Consider the following 17,969-nt stretch of genomic DNA (forward strand, 5'->3'; position numbering starts at 1 on the left):
GGTGGCACGACGCTACCGGGCGACACGATTTCTCAACTCTCGGTGGATATTCAGCAAGCCATCCTTCCGGTCATCAAAATGATTTTGATAAATAATGGCGTGCTGCCCCTTTTTCCGGGAAGTCTTCGAGGGTCATTTGTAACTGGTAACCGTTCTTTTGATAAAACGGCAACGCCTGGAAACTCATGGTATCAACCAGCGCATGCAAACACCCTCTCTCGCGCGCAGTCTGTTCTGCCGCCTGCATCAGCTTTGTGCCATAACCGCCTTTACGCAGGGATTCATGCATCCATAAAAACTCAATACACAGCCACTCACCTTTGATTTTACCGATCAGCCCACCCAGTATCTCTTTATGCTCATCGCGCCAGTAGACCGCCAGATCGCCAAAATTGGACGTTTTCAGGAACTGGAGATTGTAAGCACGCAGGCCAGTGAGCAGCGCATTCTGATCATCTTCTGTAACCGTATCCGTAATCTGTATCTGCATTCTATCCTCCTGAAAAACTACAACTTCTGGCTGATTAATTTTTCTACACTAACACAGGCTGATGAGTGAGCCGTATGCCGACTACACTTACTCTTGAAATTATGCGCGTCGACAACAAGGATTATTAACATGAAACGAGCCGTTTTTCCGATCATTGCCATTCTTTTCACGCTGCCGGGTCTGGCGCAGGCCGACTCGGCTTACGGTTCGCTACAGTCAGTTCACGAAAAAAACACTGTGCTGAAGGATTTACGTAAGATTTGTACCCCACAGGGGTCGCCATCGGATGAGGTGTGGGAAAAAACGATTATGGCTGATTCACGTAATCAGCAGCATATTCGCGAAGCCATTTTGGCAATACAAAGAAGTCATCAGGACAACTACTGGGAAGCACTTAGTAAGGTTGAATGTCCGGATATCTAGGCGCGAAGCAGAGTGCTTAACGCCTGATTGATACCGTTACCGCTGAGGAATAATTAAATCTCCGCGCAGCACGTACGAACTCAGCACACTCTGCGTTTTTTCATTTAACCAGCTGACTATACGTGCGGCCATGGCATCCATTGAATATTCAATAGCCGGGATTGTCGGGATACCGGGCAGGTGCAGTGTACCGGCCAGGCTAAAGACCATAATGTCTTCCGGTACGGATTTATTAAATGCCTGCAACTGCGGGATCACACGCTGGGCCTGCTGTTCATCCGCCACCAGCAGCGCGTTAAAATTGAGCGTTGACGCGTTATTTAGCAATTCCTGCAAGGCCACTGATGATGAAGTCGCTTCCATAAACACCAGATTGCGGTTAAAGGGCAGGAAATTTTTTTCCAATGCATGTTTGTAACCCAGGAGTACCTGGTCGGAGAAACCCATACCATCCGGGTGGATCAACGCAATCTGGCGGCGATGCTGGCTAATCAGGTAGTTACATGCCGTTTCGGTAGCGAATGCGTGATCGAACTGGATGCTGTTGACGTCATCGCCAGACTCCAGGCAATCCACCAGAATGACATTATCCTGACTAATACTTAACGGGAAACGTGCGCCAATAATCAACACGTCATCGCACAAACCGCAGCTTAGCTCATCAAGGGCGCTCATCACTTCCGCTTTGGTATTGGCAAAGCGAAGGAGGAGGTGTTTTTGATGCTGGCTAAGATGCTTTTCCAGCGCGTAGAGATAGCCCGTTGTCTGATTGATGTTGTCCTGTGCGCATATCACGCCAATGCAGCCTGTAGACTGGCTCAGCAGCGACTGTGCAATCACATTCGGACGATAATTGAGTTCATCCACCGCCTTCAACACGGCGAGACGGCTGGCCTCTTTTACGCCACGCGATCCGCTCAACACGCGCGACACAGTAGCTTTAGATACGCCAGCCAAACGCGATACATCGTTGATAGTAGACATCATTCTCCCCTGACAGGACCCGCCTGGCCCTTTCCTTCCTGTATTTAACATTGGCTTAAATAATCGCCACTCGCAGTATATCTGTTTCCGTTTTTCATGGAAACCGATTTTCCATTTGCACTCAAAAAGAGTTCAAACCACCAAATTTCGTGAGCTGGATTCAAATAATCAGCCTTATACGCATCAGATCTTGATGGCCATCACAGTTCCGTTTGCTACGAATGGAAACCGGTTTCCGTATGATATCAAATCAAACTCGCAATATGTTTTTACATTTAAAGGATGGCTAACAATGTTCAGGATTATGCTGTGCTGCTCTGCAGGAATGTCCACCAGTTTACTAGTTCGCAAAATGGTTGAAGAGGCGGACATTCGTGGACTACCGGTGAAGATTGAGGCATACGGTGTTGCCGAATTTGACACACAGTTTCCAAATTACCAGGTGGTGCTACTTGGCCCCCAGGTAAAATATATGCTTAACACACTCTCAGAAAAGGCTGCCACCCAGGGTATACCCGTAAAAGCCATAGATATGATGGATTACGGTATGCAACGTGGTGACAAAGTGCTGGATTATGCTCTGTCGCTGATTGAAGCGGCACACTAGAAAGGTGTCAATATGAGTTCGTTATATCAGTCAATGGTTGCCGTCATTGAACAATCCATCACCCCCCTCGCCGGAAAGCTGGGACAGCAAAAGTATGTGATTGCGATTCGTGACGGTTTTACGGCGGCGCTGCCGTTTATGATCATCGGCTCCTTCATGCTGGTGTTTATTTTTCCTCCGTTCTCTGCCGAAACCACCAACAGCTTTGCCCGTGGCTGGCTTGATTTCTCTGCCACCTATCGCGAACAGTTGATGCTGCCGTTTAACCTCAGCATGGGTGTTATGACGTTCTTCATCTCCGTCGGCATTGGCGCCAGTCTGGGCCGACAGTTTAACCTCGACCCGGTAATGTCCGGTCTGCTGGCCTTTATGGCGTTTTTACTGGTTGCAGCCCCCTATGCCGACGGGAAAATCTCTACGCAATATCTCTCCGGTCAGGGGATCTTTACCGCGCTGATCACTGCTATCTATTCCACCCGCATGTATGCGTGGCTGAAGCAGAATAACGTGACCATTCGCCTGCCTAAAGAGGTGCCGACCGGCGTCGCCCGCTCATTTGAAATCCTGATTCCGGTTCTGGTCGTGATTGCGACCCTGCATCCGCTAAACCTGTTTATCGAAGCACAAACCGGAATGATCATTCCGCAGGCAATAATGCACCTGCTGGAACCGCTGGTTTCCGCTTCTGATTCCCTGCCCGCAATCCTGCTTTCCGTCCTGCTGTGCCAGATTTTCTGGTTCGCCGGGATCCACGGTTCACTGATTGTCACTGGCATTATGAATCCATTCTGGATGGCCAACTTATCTGCCAACCAGGCGGCTCTTGCCGCTGGCGCTGCATTACCACATGTTTATCTACAGGGCTTCTGGGATCACTACCTGCTCATTGGCGGCGTGGGATCGACATTACCACTGGCATTCCTGCTGCTGCGCAGCCGCGTCGCACACCTGCGGACCATCGGCAAAATGGGAATTGTGCCTAGTTTCTTTAACATCAATGAGCCTATTCTGTTTGGTGCGCCGATCATCATGAACCCGATGCTATTCATTCCGTTCGTCTGCGTACCGCTGGTTAACGCTGTGCTGGCATATAGCGCCACAAAACTTGGCTGGCTGGCGCAGGTTGTTTCACTGACACCGTGGACCACACCAGCACCAATTGGTGCTTCCTGGGCCGCGAACTGGGCATTAAGCCCGGTGGTGATGTGCTTTATCTGTATGGCGATGTCAGCGCTGATGTACCTCCCTTTCCTGCGCGCATACGAACGCTCTTTGATGAAAACTGAAGAGCAAAAGGCCCAGGATGCCGTCTCCGTGGCGAACGCTGCCCGTAGCAACTCATAATCGATCAAGGAGTCAGAACAATGGGATACCGTTTTCCTGAAAACTTCTGGTGGGGCAGTGCCTGTTCAGCGCTGCAAACCGAAGGGGATAGCCTGAACGGTGGCAAAAGCCAGACCACATGGGACGTATGGTTCGACCGTCAGCCAGGCCGTTTCCATCAGGGGGTTGGCCCGGCGAACACCTCGACATTTTATCAGCACTGGAAGCAAGACATCTCGCTGCTGAAGCAACTGAAGCACAACAGCTTCCGAACTTCCCTGAGCTGGTCGCGCCTGATCCCTGACGGCACGGGTGAAGTAAATCCTGAAGCCGTCAATTTCTATAACAATGTGATCAATGAGCTGCTGGCACAGGGCATCACGCCATTTATCACCCTGTTCCACTTTGACATGCCAATGGTGATGCAGGAAAAAGGCGGCTGGGAAAACCGGGAAGTGGTCGAGGCATTTGGTCGCTACGCACAAACATGCTTCGACTTGTTCGGCAATCGGGTTAAGCACTGGTTCACCTTTAATGAACCGATTGTCCCGGTCGAAGGCGGCTATCTGTATGACTTCCATTATCCAAACGTGGTGGATTTCAAACGTGCCGTAACCGTGGCGTACCACACTGTACTGGCACATTCGACGGCTGTTCGCGCGTATCGCACCGGGAACTATGACGGTGAAATTGGCGTAGTGTTAAATTTAACGCCTTCCTATCCACGCTCACAAAATCCGGCGGATGTGAAAGCCGCACACCATGCGGATCTGCTCTTCAACCGCAGTTTTCTCGACCCGGTACTGAAAGGTGAATATCCTGCGGACCTGGTGGAACTGCTGAAAGAGTACGATCAGCTGCCCACGTGTAAGCCTGGCGATAGCCAGCTGATATCCGATGGCAAAATCGACCTGTTGGGCATTAACTATTACCAGCCCCGACGGGTGAAATGTCGTGATAGCGCGGTCAATCCTGATGCACCGTTTATGCCTGAATGGTTGTTCGATTATTACGAAATGCCGGGACGCAAAATGAACCCTTACCGTGGCTGGGAAATTTATGAGCCAGGTATTTACGATATTATTACCAACCTGCGAGATAATTACGGTAACCCACGCTGTTTTATTTCTGAAAATGGAATGGGGGTAGAAAACGAACAGCGATTCATTCAGCAGGATCAAATCAACGATGACTACCGTATTGAATTCGTTTCTGCACATCTTAAATGGCTGCATAAGGGAATAAGCGAAGGCTGTAATTGTCTTGGCTACCACATGTGGACCTTTATTGATAACTGGTCATGGCTCAACGGATATAAAAACCGCTATGGCTTTGTTCAGTTAGATTTAGAAACGCAAAAACGTACGGTGAAAAAGAGTGGCGAGTGGTTTGCCGATACCGCCGAAAACAATGGTTTTAATTGAGAACAGAAGATCATGATTGCATTAGAAGAAGCAGTAATGGAAATCATCGTTAATGCCGGCCAGTCCCGAAGCCTGTGCTTCGAAGCACTCCACGCTGCACGCGCCGGGAACATTGATGAAGCGAAAAGCCTGCTTCGTGAGGCTGATGGCTACGCACGTCAAGCTCACCACATGCAAACAAAATTAATCGAACAGGACGCCGGGGAAGCCCGGCAGCCTATGACATTAATTATGGTGCATGCGCAGGACCACTTAATGACATCGCTATTAGCCCGCGAACTGTCAGAAGAAATTATTCATCTGTATCAGCGCTAATATGAACTTACACTTTACGAACGGAGAGTTTATTACGATTAAATAAAATATTTCTGTACCCGTTAACAAAATAAACAGATCAACTTGTTTTGGTGATAGCAAATTAACCCAAGACGGGATGGTTATTATCTTAAAATAAATTAATACACACGCTTATTCGGAATGCCTATGGCAACCTGAAGGGTAAAGTGTAAATGAGATAACCATGAATTTAACTAAGAAACTTCCACTAGCCATGGCGGTCGTGGCCGCGCTTTGCCCAGTTTCTGTCCTCGCACAGGAATTTACTCAGGAACAAATCGACGCCATCGTCGCCAAAGCCGTAGATAAAGCACTTACGGAACGTCAGGCGAAAATGGACGCTGCTGTGGCGAAAAAAGCCGATGTGATTAATGAACCACAAAGTGCAGCACAATCCCCGGATATGGCGATTCCGTTCGGCGTGAAATTCAGCGGATATGCGCGCTACGGCGCACATTTCCAGAGCGGTGATCAGAAATACGTCGGCGTTGATGGTTCCTATAACGGTGCATCGGCCATTGGCCGTCTGGGTAACGAAGGCAACGGCGGCGAATTCCAGCTCTCCAAAGCGTTCAAAAGCGACAACGGCGCCATCTGGGACATCAACGTGATGATCGACCACTGGGGCGACGAAGTTAACCTCAAAAAAGCCTACGCCGGCGTAACTAACGTGCTGGAATCCAATCCTAACGCTTATATCTGGGCGGGCCGCGACTTCCATCAGCGTCCACAACAAGGCATCAACGACTACTTCTGGATGAACCATGACGGTCAGGGAGCCGGGGTTAAAAACTTCGACATTGGCGGCGTGCAGTTTGATGTCGCCACTGTCGCCGCGGTTGAATCGTGCAGCCCGGAAGTGATGGAAGACGAAGCCAACCCATCACGCATTACCTGTACCGGCGGTTCTGGTACGGGCGATAAGGGTAACTACGCAATAACGTCCAAAATCCACAATATGAAGGTCGGTCCGCTGGATCTGGAGATTTACGCCAACTATGGCTTTGACTCTAAAGCCGTCGAGAGCGATGACCGCCTGAAAGCCTGGCAGGGTGCATTTGTGCTGAGCCACACTAACGACAGTGGTGTGAACAAGGTTATCGCCCGTTATTCTGATAATTCAGATAACAGCGTCTATAACAAAACCGACGATCTGACAGCGATATACGCCAGTTTTGAGGGGAGCCATAAGTTCACCCAACAGGCGCAGGTCGAATACCTGCTGGCGTTCCATGATTACGACAACAGCACAGACAAGAGCGACAACCGTAAGAACTACGGCGCGATTATACGTCCGATGTATTTCTGGAACGATGTTCACTCCACCTGGCTGGAAGCAGGCTATCAGCGGGTTGATTATGATAACGGCGGGGATAACAACGGCTGGAAGTTAACGCTGTCGCAGAACATGTCGATCGCTATGGGTCCAGAATTCCGCCCAATGCTGCGCTTCTATGTCACCGGCGGCAAAGTTGATAATGACCGCACTGCTCGCGTCAACGGTACGAAGGATGAAACGCTGGATGACTTTAACCTCGGCGCAATGTGGGAGGCGTGGTTCTGATTAGTGAAAGGTGTAATGCCTGATGGCACTGCGTTTATCCGGCCTGTATTGCGATTGTAGGCCGGATGACGCATTTACAACACCATACGGCAAATAGAACTGGCGATCACTGCATACCCTTTATGCGTACTTTCGCTGCCACCAGAAGCGCCGTCAGCAGCATCAGGCTGCCGGAAAGCATCAGGGGCGACAGCAGTCCGAGGTTATCGAGTGCATAGCCTCCAACCGCAGCCCCACAGGTATTGGCAAGCTGGATCACGGCGACCTGGACGGATCCGGCTTTTTCTGCCTGATCCGCAAGCGAGCGGGTGATCCACGTCGACCAGCCTACCGGTACCAGAGCGAACGCCAGTCCCCAGATAATCGCAATGCCTGCCGCCACAACTTTGTCACTCCCCCACAGGATCAATACCAGCGCACTGAGCGTCAGCACCAGCGGCGCACCTGCCAGTGCCAGTTTGACCGAACGTTTCAGAATCACAGAAGAGAGCGACGTGCCAACAAAGCTGGCAATACCAAAACTCAGCAGTACCAGCGTCAGGCCATCAACATCAAATCCCGCCAGATTCATATACACCGGGCGAATATAGGTAAAGAAGGCGAACTGCCCGGCAAAAGACATAAAGATGGCGATCATGCCGGCCATCACACCAGGACGTTGCAACAGGCTGAACATATTTTGTTTTTGGTGCGATGGCTCGCCAGGCAACGAAGGCAGCGATTTAACAACCCAAATAATACACAGCACCCCCATTACCGCTGCCGCGTTAAAAACGTTGCGCCAGCCGATGATACCGCCAAGGAAGCTGCCCAACGGAGCGGCGATCACCAGCGCGATAGAAACTGCGCCAAAGATAACCGACAGTGCTTTCGGTACCGTGCGGGCGGGCACCAGACGCATGGTCAGCGAGGCCGACATCGCCCAGAAACCACCGAGCGCCAGCCCAAGGCAGGCACGACCAATCAGCAGCAGCGTAAAAGAGTTAGCAAATGAAACCAGCAGGCAGGAGAGCGTCAGCAGCACGGAGAACAGGATGACGATATAGCGGCGGTCGGTCGCCTGAATAATTTGGGTAATAAACAGGCTGGCAAACATGGCGACAAATGCCGTCACGGTCACCGATTGTCCGGCCACACCTTCTGAAATCCCCAGGTCCTGCGCCATAGGCGTCAACAAACTGACGGGCAGAAACTCAACGGTTATCAGGCAGGCAACACAGAACGCCACGGCGAATACCGCCGACCAGTTTGGTCGGGCATTTACCTCAGCGCGGGATTTTTGTTCAATAACGTCACTCATTTTGTAACCTGCGTGGTATTTCTGTAGAAAAGTCACGCAGTGTAACATTAAAAATGTGACGGATTTAACGTTTAGGCAACTTTCCAGGATTTGCAATAGCGCTGCGCGGCAGATCGCATAATAAAAACGACGCATTGATACGCCAAACAGGATATGACCAACATCAACAACCATGAACCCGCTGGATTTCGCGAGTTAGCCAGGCATTATGCGCTTCTCAACGACGATAAGATTACTGCGCTTGTGAGGCAAAATTATCGGTCGTACCTGGCAGATAGGTTTCCGGCCAGATAATCGCACTGTGTTGAGTCGCTTGTTTCATGATGCACCTCGTCGTGTAAGTGTAACGAGGGCCCCTGTGCGGGAGATAGATATAAATATTATGACGATTAAAAATAATCGTCATAAACAAGCATGATATCAGTGCAGCCAGTGCACCCCATCTTCAGGTTGAAAAAAGGCGTTATAGCGCATCTGAAACGCATTTATTTCCTGCATATCTGGCTCCATTTCTCGCAGAAAACCCAGCGCCAGGCGCACCTGTGCATCGGTAACCGGCGCTGCCAGGCGGACTTTTTGCAACAATCGATGCCACTGCAGCAAGTTCTGTTCACTACCGTCAACAATGACGATTTGCCAGATCAACAGCACCTGGGCGGCATTTTGCAAATGCGATTCGTCAGGCCGATGAAGATACTGTAAAAACGCTTCTCCCTGCACTTTTCCCATCTGATCGATCATCGATTCTACCGGCACGACGTCAATGCTCAACCGTTCGCTCAGGCGACGAATCGCGCGTCGTGATCCAGACGTCAGCACCCGAAAACCCACTACAAAAACAACAACCAACGTGGCCAGCATTATCCAGATCATGAGTTCTCCTGCGTTATCCGCGCTCATGATATCTGGAAACAGACTGCGAATACTAATCCACCAGGATGATTTTCAACGCAAACAGCAATGCCACGGCGACCACACAAAGATTCAGCTCACGCCAGCGCCCGGTAAACACTTTCATGATGCAATACGACATGAAACCCAGCGCAATTCCTTCGGTAATAGAAAAACTAAAGGGCATCATCACCGTCGTGATAAAGGCAGGCACTGACTCGGTTAAATCGTCCCAGCTAACGCGCGCCAGGCTTGAGGTCATCAGCACACCCACAAAAATAAGCGCACCAGCTGTCGCATAGGCAGGCACCATACTGACCAGAGGTGAAAAAAACATCACCAGCAAGAATAGCGCACCAACCACCACGGCAGTCAGCCCCGAGCGTCCACCGACCGCCACGCCGGCCGTACTTTCAATGTACGCCGTTACGGAAGATGTGCCGATAAATGCCCCTGCAACAGAGCTGACACTATCCACGTACAATGCCTTATTCATATTGGGAAATTTACCGTCACGATCGATTAATCCGGCTTTATCTGTTACGCCAATTAATGTTCCTGATGAGTCAAAGAGATTAATTAACATAAACGAGAAGATAATACCGGCCAGATTCAACGACAACGCACCGCGTAAATCAACCTCACCAATCACTGCACTGATGTTAGGTGGTGCAGAATATATACCGAGGAACTGAACATCACCAAAAAACAATCCACAACATGACGTCACAACAATAGAAATCAATACTGCCGCATGGAAATTACGCGATGACAGGACCGTAATAATAAAGAACCCAAGAATACCTAACAATACGCTATGTGAGCTTAAATCACCGATCGCTACCAGCGTATCTTTATTGGCAATAATAACGCCTGAATTTTTTAAACCCATCAACGCAATAAATAAACCGATACCGCTGGTAATGCCAATACGTAAGCTAGCGGGTATGTTTGAAATCATCCAGTAACGAATACGAAAAAGGGTAAGCAGAAATAATCCGACGGCACCCCAAAATATCGCCCCCATCCCCGTTTGCCAACTCACCCCCATCGCCCCCACGACGACAAAAGCAAAAAAGGCATTCAGCCCCATAGCAGGAGCCAGGGCTACCGGCAGATTGGCAATCAGTCCCATCGCAATACTGCCGATGCCCGCAATCAGGCACGTGGTCACAAACACCACCTTCGGGTCCATTTGCGCAGCGCCCAGTATTTGCGGATTCACAAAAACGATATACACCATCGTTAAAAATGTCGTCATTCCCGCAATCATTTCTGTACGTACTGTGGTCTCGTGCTGTTGCAACTTAAATAATCTCGCAAGCCACCCTGAGCTCTCGTTTACATCATCACTGATTTCATTATTCATTTTTTTCATCCATTGATGAGAGTATAAATTCAGTATCTTTTTAAAACAGATGGCATACTTAATTCAGTGATAGTTATCACATTGCAAACGCACGTTAATCGATAAACTTTAAATAATCACAGCTATTCTTAAATGATAAATAACAATCAAATTGATAAAATCAAAATGAGAAAAATATGAATAATACGATTAACGATAAATTTCATTACATTAGCCGTCAGCAAAGGCAAAATTTGCTGGCTGTTTCTCGCGGTGACGCACCTGCCGATTATATTATTGATAATGTCAAAATTCTCGATCTGATCAACGGTGGAGAAATGCCAGGGCCAATCTTGATTAAAGAACGGCATATCGCCGGTATCGGTCCGGAATATTCTCATGCCAGTGCATTACGGCGTATTGATGCTCACGGCGCAACAGCAGTTCCCGGTTTTATCGACGCTCACCTGCATATTGAATCCAGCATGATGACACCTGTGGCCTTTGAAACCGCGACGCTTCCTCGCGGGCTCACTACCGTCATCTGCGACCCGCACGAAATCGTCAACGTGATGGGGGAAACTGGCCTTGCCTGGTTTATCCGCTGCGCCGAACAGGCAACACAAAATCAATATATTCAAATCAGTTCCTGCGTCCCGGCGCTGGCTGGCTGCGATATCAACGGTGCCAGCTTTACACTTGAACAAATGCTCACCTGGCGGGATCATCCACACGTTGCCGGTCTGGCGGAGGTAATGGATTACCCTGGCGTCATTGCCGGGCAGGACGCACTTCTTGATAAAATGGATGCCTTTCGACATCTGACGCTGGACGGTCACAGCCCCGGCCTGCAAGGCAAAGCGTTGAACGCTTACATTGCCGCCGGAATTGAAAATTGCCATGAAAGCTACCTGCCAGAAGAAGGACGACGAAAGCTGCAGCTTGGAATGGCGTTGATGATTCGCGAAGGTTCTGCCGCCCGCAACCTCGACGCGCTGGCTCCGCTCATTAACGCGCTAAACAGCCCACAATGCATGCTGTGTACCGACGATCGTAACCCCTGGGAGATCGCCCACGAAGGGCATATTGACGCACTGATTAGACGCCTCATTACACAGCACCACGTACCGCTTCACATCGCTTACCGCGTCGCCAGCTGGTCTGCTGCGCAACATTTTGGCCTGCGCCATCTCGGCCTGCTGGCTCCTGGAAAACAGGCGGATATTGTCCTGCTCAGCGATGCCCACAACGTCACGGTGCAACAGGTCTTTATTAAAGGTGAACCACTCAATGCCGATGCGCTGAAAGCTGACGAATCGTCCAGGCTGGCGCGCACAGCGCCTCCATACGGCAACACCGTGGCGCGGCAACTGGTCCGTGCCACGGATTTTCGGTTTCATTTCACCCCAGGAAAATGCTATCGGGTGATTGAAGTCATCCCCAACGAATTAATCACCCCCGCCAGCAAATGCTGTTACACGGAAGACGGCTTTGATCGTGATGATATTTGTTTTATCGCTGTTCTTGAGCGCTATGGCTATCAGCACCCACCTGCCTGTGGTTTATTAGGCGGGTTTGGGCTGAAGGAGGGGGCGCTGGCAGCAACCGTCAGCCACGACAGCCATAACATCGTGGTCATCGGTCACAGCGCTGAAGAGATGACGGTGGCGGTTAATCAGGTGATCGCCGACGGCGGTGGCTTATGCGTGGTTCGTCATGGGGAAGTTCAATGCCATTTAGCGCTACCAGTCGCCGGACTGATGAGCACTGATACGGCAGAATCGCTGGCCGAACAAATCGATTCACTGAAAGCAGCAGGCCGGGCGTGCGGCACGCTCCCCGATGAGCCCTTTATTCAGATGGCATTTCTCTCTTTGCCGGTGATCCCCGCGCTAAAGCTCACCAGCCAGGGATTATTTGATGGCGAAGCATTTACGTTTACATCGCTGGAGATTGCTGACTCGCCGTAAGGAACAGCGAATCCGAAGCATAAAAAAAGCCCGCTATGAGAACTTTATTCATTGGGCGTTATCGGCGCAGACAGTTTGAACACGGACAGCGCGCAGAAACCGGAATGTACAGATAGTACCTGAGGATTTCGAGCACTGCCCTGGTTCAAAATGACAAGCAAGATAGCCCTGATGAATAAGATTCAGAGGCGGGCAAAAGTTACCAATACACACTTAAGCGGTTTTTAACTGCTGGATCTTTTTCTCACGGCGAATTTTACGTTCTTCAAATACGGCGACGATAGCCATCAGGCAGATACAGCCGATAGCGGCGGTATCCAGCGCGGCGAAAGTCCCCGCCCAGCCGGTCAGACCAAAGACTGGCGTACCATCGGCAATCATCCCCAGACCCAGCTTGGCAAAGCTGTCGCCAATCAGATAAGCGAAAGTACCTTTAATCCCATCGGCAGCACCGATCGCTTTTTTCGGTACGAAACCAACTGCCGCCACACCGATTAACAATTGCGGGCCAAACACCAGGAAGCCAAGGGCAAACAACGACGCCAGGTAAACGTACTGGTTGCTGGCGTGCTGGTAGACACCCAGCGTGGCAATGATTAATGCCAACGCGACACAGGCCACCAGCGCACGACGGCCGTTTGCCAGGTCAGAGAGCCAACCCCACAGCAGCGTACCGACCAGCGCCCCGACTTCAAACAGGGTAAAGCCCTGAATCGCGACTTCTTTGGAGAGTTTCAGCTCCTGGAAGGCGTAGACAGTGGACCACTGATCGATACCGATGCGCACCACGTACAGGAAGATGTTGGAGAAGCACAGCAGCCAGATCACTTTGTTTTTCAGCACGTACTCAACAAAGATCTGCCACTTGGTCATGTCATTTTCTTCAGTCTCTTTGTCCTCTTCGCTGATCTCTTCCCCAAACAACTCTTCGGCTTTACCCAGACCATAAGATTCCGGGGAGTCGCTGCCATAGCGCAAGCCAATAAAGCCCACAATCAGGGCGATAATCGACGGGAAGATAAACATGCCGATCACGTGACCATCGAACAGCACATTAGCACCAAACAACGCCACACCTGCCGCACCTGCACCACCGAGGTTGTGGGAGATATTCCACATCCCGAGATAAGAGCCACGTTTACGGCGCGGTGTCCATTTGGTGATCGTCGAATAGCTGCACGAGCCACCAGTACTCTGGAAGAAACCACTCAGCGCGTAGAAGGCAATCATCAGGAACAAGCTGGTTGAGCCTGCGCCCATGCTGGCGCTGAAGCCGAGCATACAGATAGCCGAGAGGATCAGCATAAACGGCAGGAACTGCTTGGTGTTTTTGCCATCCGCGTAATAGGAAACCAGCGTTTTACCTACACCGTAGGTGATGGAGAAGCCCAGGCCAATCATCCCCAGCTGCGTCATGCTCAGCCCGTAGGTGGAGATCATGTCGTTCTGCGCGATGTTAAAGTTTTTGCGGATCAGGTACATGGTCAGGTAGCCGATGAAAACCACCAGGTAGGACTGCATGAATGGTTTGAACCACATTTTACGCCGCACATCGAGCGGCAAATCCAGGGTCGGCTTGCGCACCTGGTTTAGAAAGGCCAGCATAGGACACTCCCGAGCTAATTTTTATACCTGCGAATGGCAGGCATTGTAAAAATCAGCCGGGAGGCACGCCTGAGACAGCGTCCAGGTGAAACCGGGAAAATTTCTTAGTTTTGCCCCACTCGGGGCAAAAAAGTGAGGTGCATCACGCTTCACTAACTTCGCGCGGAGCCTGAGCATTCAAAAACGGCAGCAACAGCAGAGCAGAAATCCCTGCGGCAATGGCGATCACCACAAAAAAACCGGTCCAGTGCCAGACCTCCATCACCTTCGCCAACGGCCAGCCGGAAAGCGACGCGCCCAGATAAGCGAACAGCCCAACAAACCCGGTTGCCGCGCCCGCAGCATCTTTATGCGAACACTCCGCCGCCGCCATACCGATCAGCATCTGCGGGCCGAAGACAAAGAATCCGGTAGTGAAGAAGCACGCCGCCTGCATCACGTAACTGGCAAACGGCATCAGCCACAATGAACCCACAGAGAGTAATATTCCGGCGGCAAAAATCAGGTTCATCGGGCCACGGTTCCCGTTAAACAGTTTGTCCGAGCCCCACCCCGCAACCAGTGCACCGATAAACCCGCCCAGCTCGAACATGGTCACTGCGGTATTAGCGGTGACCAGATCAACACCCAGCGTCTCGGACATATACAGATTGCCCCAGTCATTAATCGCAGCACGCACCACGTACACCAGCACATAACACAACGACAACAGCCAGATATACGGATTCAGCAGCACATATTTGGTGAGGATCTCTTTTCGGCTAAGCCCCGCACCTTCCTGCTGTTGGTCTATTTCCAGCTCATCGTGCCGCCAGTCGCCAATCGGCGGCAGACCAATCGCCTGTGGCCTGTCACGCAGTCGCCAGCAGAGGATCACGCCTACGACAATCGCCATCAGCCCGGCAATCATCATTCCCGCACGCCAACCATAGTGCAACGCGGTAGCCGCCATAACGATTGGGATCAGCGCCCCGCCGACGTTATGTGCGGTATTCCACAGCGCCCACCAGCCGCCGCGCTCGGTACGCGAATACCATGCGGTCAGTAATCGGGCGCATACGGGCGAACCCCATCCCTGAAAGAAGGCGTTCAGCGCCCACAGCACGGCAAACGCCCATAGCGAAGTAGAAAAACCAAACAGAATGTTCACTACTCCGGTGGCAATCAGCCCGATGCCCATAAAATAACGAGCATTAGAGCGGTCGCTGACGACACCGGAGACAAACTTTGACAACCCGTAGGTGATATAAAACAGCGTCGCCAGCAGGCCAATATCGCTGCGGGTCAGCACACCGCTGGCAAGGATTTCCGGCACGGCGGCGTTGAAGCTTTTGCGGGTGAAATAGAACAGCGCATAACCAAACCAGATGGTCAGCAGAATATGCCGCCGCCAGTAGCGGTAACGGGTATCGATCTCGTGTTTATCGGTAAGGCGCGGCGCGTTCGCCGGGGCTTTTAAAAACTGAAACATTGTCGCTCCTTACGCATAACGCTGAGGCAAAGACACGCTAACTCGCGTACCGTGCGTACAGGAAATAGCAAGCGAACCTCCAAGGGCAGTGATGCGCTCTCGCATCCCGGTCAGGCCAAATCCCTGCTGATTCACGCCCGCCGGCAAGCCGCTGCCATCGTCCTCAATCACCAGCATTAATCGCTCGTCCTGAAGCCACCCCTGCAGCGTTACCGCGCTGGCGTTAGCGTGCTTCACTATATTATTCAGACCTTCCTGACAGACGCGAAACAGCGTCACCCGCTGACTTTCGCTGAGCACGGCTTCATCTATCCGCCAGTCAAGATGACTGACGATACCGCGACTCTCCAGTTCCATTTCTCGCATCAAGGAGCGGATAGCCTGTTCCAGCGTCAAATCATCCAGTTGACGTGGACGTAAGCGCCCAAGCAGGCGGCGTACCGAATCATAGACACCCAGAGAGAGCTGCTCGATATGCGCCCCGCTCTGCTTAACGCCCGCATTTTCCGGGGCCAGTCGCTGTACGATGCCCGCCTGAGTGCGAATGGCGGTAATAGTCTGGCCGATGTCATCGTGTAGCTCACGCGCTACGTCGCGACGCACGCTCTCTTCGGTTTCCAGCAGGCGTTCTGCCAGGCGATGATTACGCGCCAGTTCGTTTTGCAACGACTGGTTTAATTCACGCAAACGCTGAATGCCTGCACCGAGCAGCAGTCCGGTCAGACTTTGCGCCAACAGTGAGAGCAGCAAATCAACCGGATGATCGTGCCAGGTCTGGCTGGCAATGAGTGCGATAGCGTTCATCAGCGTCGCAATCAACGCCCCCTGCCAGCCGTAGTGCCAGGCGAGCGCTATAATCGGCAGCGCCAGGCAGAACGGCGTAAAACGTGACAACTCATCCGGCAACCCCAACTGGAGCCACAGGCTGACGCTGAACAGCAGCAGATACCACACCAGGTGCCGCCCGCGCCAGTTCACCGGCTGGGAAATCACCGCCGGACCAAGCGGCAGCCAGGTGGTACTGGTGAGATAGTGCCAGAACACCAGGCAGACAGGAGCCAGCGTCAATCCACCGGTTAACGTCAGCAGCAGGGCGTTCCACGCCTTGCCACCTTGCCCCAGCCACGGAGCTGACTGCAGCAGCGCCGCCGCGGTCAGCGCCGCGCCCTGTAACAGCAGAGTGCGCCAGTCGCGCTGATGGCGATAGCGAGAGATCAGTGCCACAGGGAGCAGCGTCAACAGGCTACCGATCATCAAAAGGGGTAGATGTGCCAGCGCAACTTCCTGCACCAGCCAGAACAGGAGCAGCCATTCCGCCCCCAACAACACAGGCCAGTAGCCACGCGGACATTGCAGCATCAGTCCCAGACGCAAGCCGAACGGAAATAACAGTACAGCCAACTCAGGACGCTCAACGAGGTGCAGGCTGACACTCCACAAACAGAACCATGCGGCGGAGAAGATAAAGAAACAGGCGACAACAGTGATTAAGCGGGAGAAAAAGGTGTTCATTGCCAGCCGTCAAACATCCGTCTCGCCAGTTCAACATCGTTACTGACGCCCAGCTTTTCCATCAGGTTAGCGCGATGTACGTGTACCGTTTTTGGCGACAGGCCCAGTTCGGCGGCAATCTCTTTCACCGCCATGCCCTGCGCCAGTTTTTCCGCCACCTGTCGTTCACGTTTGGTCAGTGGATCCTGACGCCCGGCAGCCAGCTTAACCGCAATATCCGGCGTTAAATAACAACCGCCCGTTGCGACGGTATGGACCGCTGCAATCAACTCGTCGGGACTACAGCGTTTGGAGAGAAAACCTCGCGCACCAGCGTTCAGCGCCTGTTCCACCAGCGCCGGACTGTCGTGAACGGAGAGCATGATGATCGCCATCCCTTTCGGCAACTGACTGAGTAACTCCAGCCCGGAAATATCCGGCATTGAGATATCACAGATGCACACCTGCACACCGCGTCCCGGCAACCCTGCCAGCGCCTCTCGCCCGGAGCCAAATTCGGCAACAACCTGCAAATCGGGTTCAAGCCCCAGCAACTGAGCAAAGCCGGAGCGGACGATAAGGTGATCGTCAATGAGGGCAACGGTGATCATGGTTTTGTCCTGGCGGGTATAAAAAACGCGCTTACCTTAACGATATACACTTCATCCTTCAAGCTGCGTCTTTTCACCCCAGGAGCTTACTGAAGAAAGCGCCTGGGGATTCTCAGTCTTACCGCCTTGAT

Annotated in this window: 16 protein-coding genes and 1 pseudogene; 8 read left to right on the forward strand and 9 right to left on the reverse strand. The window is 51.8% G+C overall.

Translation table 11 applies throughout. From position 1 onward, the window contains the following. Nucleotides 1-73: 73 nt before the first annotated feature. Nucleotides 74-490, reverse strand: coding sequence for a GNAT family N-acetyltransferase (locus AACS05_RS23235; RefSeq protein WP_045448877.1), 417 nt, complete (start codon nt 488-490; stop codon nt 74-76). 129 nt (nt 491-619) lie between these two features. On the opposite strand from AACS05_RS23235, the gene AACS05_RS23240 reads away from it, so the two are divergent. Then, on the forward strand, nt 620-913 hold the full coding sequence (locus tag AACS05_RS23240) for a YicS family protein (protein WP_045448878.1): 294 nt from the start codon (nt 620-622) through the stop codon (nt 911-913). A gap of 36 nt (nt 914-949) precedes the next feature. Here AACS05_RS23240 and AACS05_RS23245 read toward each other — a convergent pair whose 3' ends face one another. Beyond that, nucleotides 950-1,897 carry a LacI family DNA-binding transcriptional regulator gene (locus tag AACS05_RS23245; protein ID WP_045448881.1) on the reverse strand — a complete coding sequence of 316 codons (948 nt, stop codon included), beginning with the start codon at nt 1,895-1,897 and terminating at the stop codon, nt 950-952. Nucleotides 1,898-2,189: 292 nt separating this feature from the next. Here AACS05_RS23245 and AACS05_RS23250 point away from each other — a divergent pair, with 292 nt between their 5' ends. The 5 genes from AACS05_RS23250 to AACS05_RS23270 all read left to right on the forward strand — a co-directional run bounded on the left by AACS05_RS23250 (nt 2,190) and on the right by AACS05_RS23270 (nt 7,151). After that, on the forward strand, nt 2,190-2,504 hold the full coding sequence (locus tag AACS05_RS23250; protein WP_045448882.1) for a PTS sugar transporter subunit IIB: 315 nt from the start codon (nt 2,190-2,192) through the stop codon (nt 2,502-2,504). Between the two features lie 12 nt (nt 2,505-2,516). Then, the gene (locus AACS05_RS23255) at nt 2,517-3,848 is read left to right on the forward strand and encodes a PTS sugar transporter subunit IIC (protein WP_045448884.1); all 1,332 of its coding nucleotides are present in this window, start codon (nt 2,517-2,519) and stop codon (nt 3,846-3,848) included. Between the two features lie 20 nt (nt 3,849-3,868). Continuing rightward, nucleotides 3,869-5,251: a glycoside hydrolase family 1 protein gene (locus AACS05_RS23260; protein ID WP_045448886.1), complete on the forward strand. Its 1,383-nt coding sequence runs from the start codon at nt 3,869-3,871 to the stop codon at nt 5,249-5,251. A gap of 12 nt (nt 5,252-5,263) precedes the next feature. Beyond that, on the forward strand, nt 5,264-5,566 hold the full coding sequence (locus tag AACS05_RS23265) for a PTS lactose/cellobiose transporter subunit IIA (protein WP_008786514.1): 303 nt from the start codon (nt 5,264-5,266) through the stop codon (nt 5,564-5,566). Between the two features lie 205 nt (nt 5,567-5,771). Continuing rightward, complete coding sequence (locus AACS05_RS23270; RefSeq protein WP_045448888.1) at nt 5,772-7,151, forward strand: carbohydrate porin; 1,380 nt, start codon at nt 5,772-5,774, stop codon at nt 7,149-7,151. A 106-nt stretch (nt 7,152-7,257) separates the two neighbouring features. Here the strand turns inward: AACS05_RS23270 and nepI are convergent, their stop codons facing one another. Beyond that, the gene (gene nepI / locus AACS05_RS23275) at nt 7,258-8,451 is read right to left on the reverse strand and encodes a purine ribonucleoside efflux pump NepI (RefSeq protein ID WP_045449839.1); all 1,194 of its coding nucleotides are present in this window, start codon (nt 8,449-8,451) and stop codon (nt 7,258-7,260) included. 138 nt (nt 8,452-8,589) lie between these two features. Here nepI and AACS05_RS23280 point away from each other — a divergent pair. Beyond that, nucleotides 8,590-8,745 (forward strand): annotated as a pseudogene (locus AACS05_RS23280) (hypothetical protein); the annotation flags it as partial. A 126-nt stretch (nt 8,746-8,871) separates the two neighbouring features. Here AACS05_RS23280 and AACS05_RS23290 read toward each other — a convergent pair. Together AACS05_RS23290 and AACS05_RS23295 are read right to left on the reverse strand one after the other, a co-directional pair. Further along, nucleotides 8,872-9,324: a DUF1198 family protein gene (locus AACS05_RS23290; RefSeq protein ID WP_045448890.1), complete on the reverse strand. Its 453-nt coding sequence runs from the start codon at nt 9,322-9,324 to the stop codon at nt 8,872-8,874. 52 nt (nt 9,325-9,376) lie between these two features. After that, nucleotides 9,377-10,711: an NCS2 family permease gene (locus tag AACS05_RS23295; RefSeq protein WP_045448892.1), complete on the reverse strand. Its 1,335-nt coding sequence runs from the start codon at nt 10,709-10,711 to the stop codon at nt 9,377-9,379. A gap of 176 nt (nt 10,712-10,887) precedes the next feature. Here AACS05_RS23295 and adeD point away from each other — a divergent pair, with 176 nt between their 5' ends. Continuing rightward, nucleotides 10,888-12,660 (forward strand): adenine deaminase, encoded by a 1,773-nt coding sequence (gene adeD, locus AACS05_RS23300; RefSeq protein ID WP_045448894.1) that lies wholly within the window; start codon nt 10,888-10,890, stop codon nt 12,658-12,660. A gap of 213 nt (nt 12,661-12,873) precedes the next feature. Here the strand turns inward: adeD and uhpT are convergent, their stop codons facing one another. From uhpT to uhpA, 4 genes are all read right to left on the reverse strand, one after another. Continuing rightward, complete coding sequence (gene uhpT, locus AACS05_RS23305) at nt 12,874-14,265, reverse strand: hexose-6-phosphate:phosphate antiporter (protein ID WP_045448895.1); 1,392 nt, start codon at nt 14,263-14,265, stop codon at nt 12,874-12,876. Nucleotides 14,266-14,407: 142 nt separating this feature from the next. Further along, nucleotides 14,408-15,736 carry an MFS transporter gene (locus AACS05_RS23310; protein WP_045448900.1) on the reverse strand — a complete coding sequence of 443 codons (1,329 nt, stop codon included), beginning with the start codon at nt 15,734-15,736 and terminating at the stop codon, nt 14,408-14,410. Nucleotides 15,737-15,745: 9 nt separating this feature from the next. After that, the gene (gene uhpB, locus AACS05_RS23315; protein ID WP_045448902.1) at nt 15,746-17,248 is read right to left on the reverse strand and encodes a signal transduction histidine-protein kinase/phosphatase UhpB; all 1,503 of its coding nucleotides are present in this window, start codon (nt 17,246-17,248) and stop codon (nt 15,746-15,748) included. Continuing rightward, nucleotides 17,245-17,838, reverse strand: coding sequence for a transcriptional regulator UhpA (gene uhpA / locus AACS05_RS23320; RefSeq protein WP_045448904.1), 594 nt, complete (start codon nt 17,836-17,838; stop codon nt 17,245-17,247). The genes uhpB and uhpA overlap by 4 nt, the downstream gene beginning before the upstream one ends. Nucleotides 17,839-17,969 lie beyond the last annotated feature (131 nt).

This window comes from Citrobacter sp. S-77 (assembly GCF_963864895.1).
GTDB lineage: Bacteria > Pseudomonadota > Gammaproteobacteria > Enterobacterales > Enterobacteriaceae > Citrobacter > Citrobacter murliniae.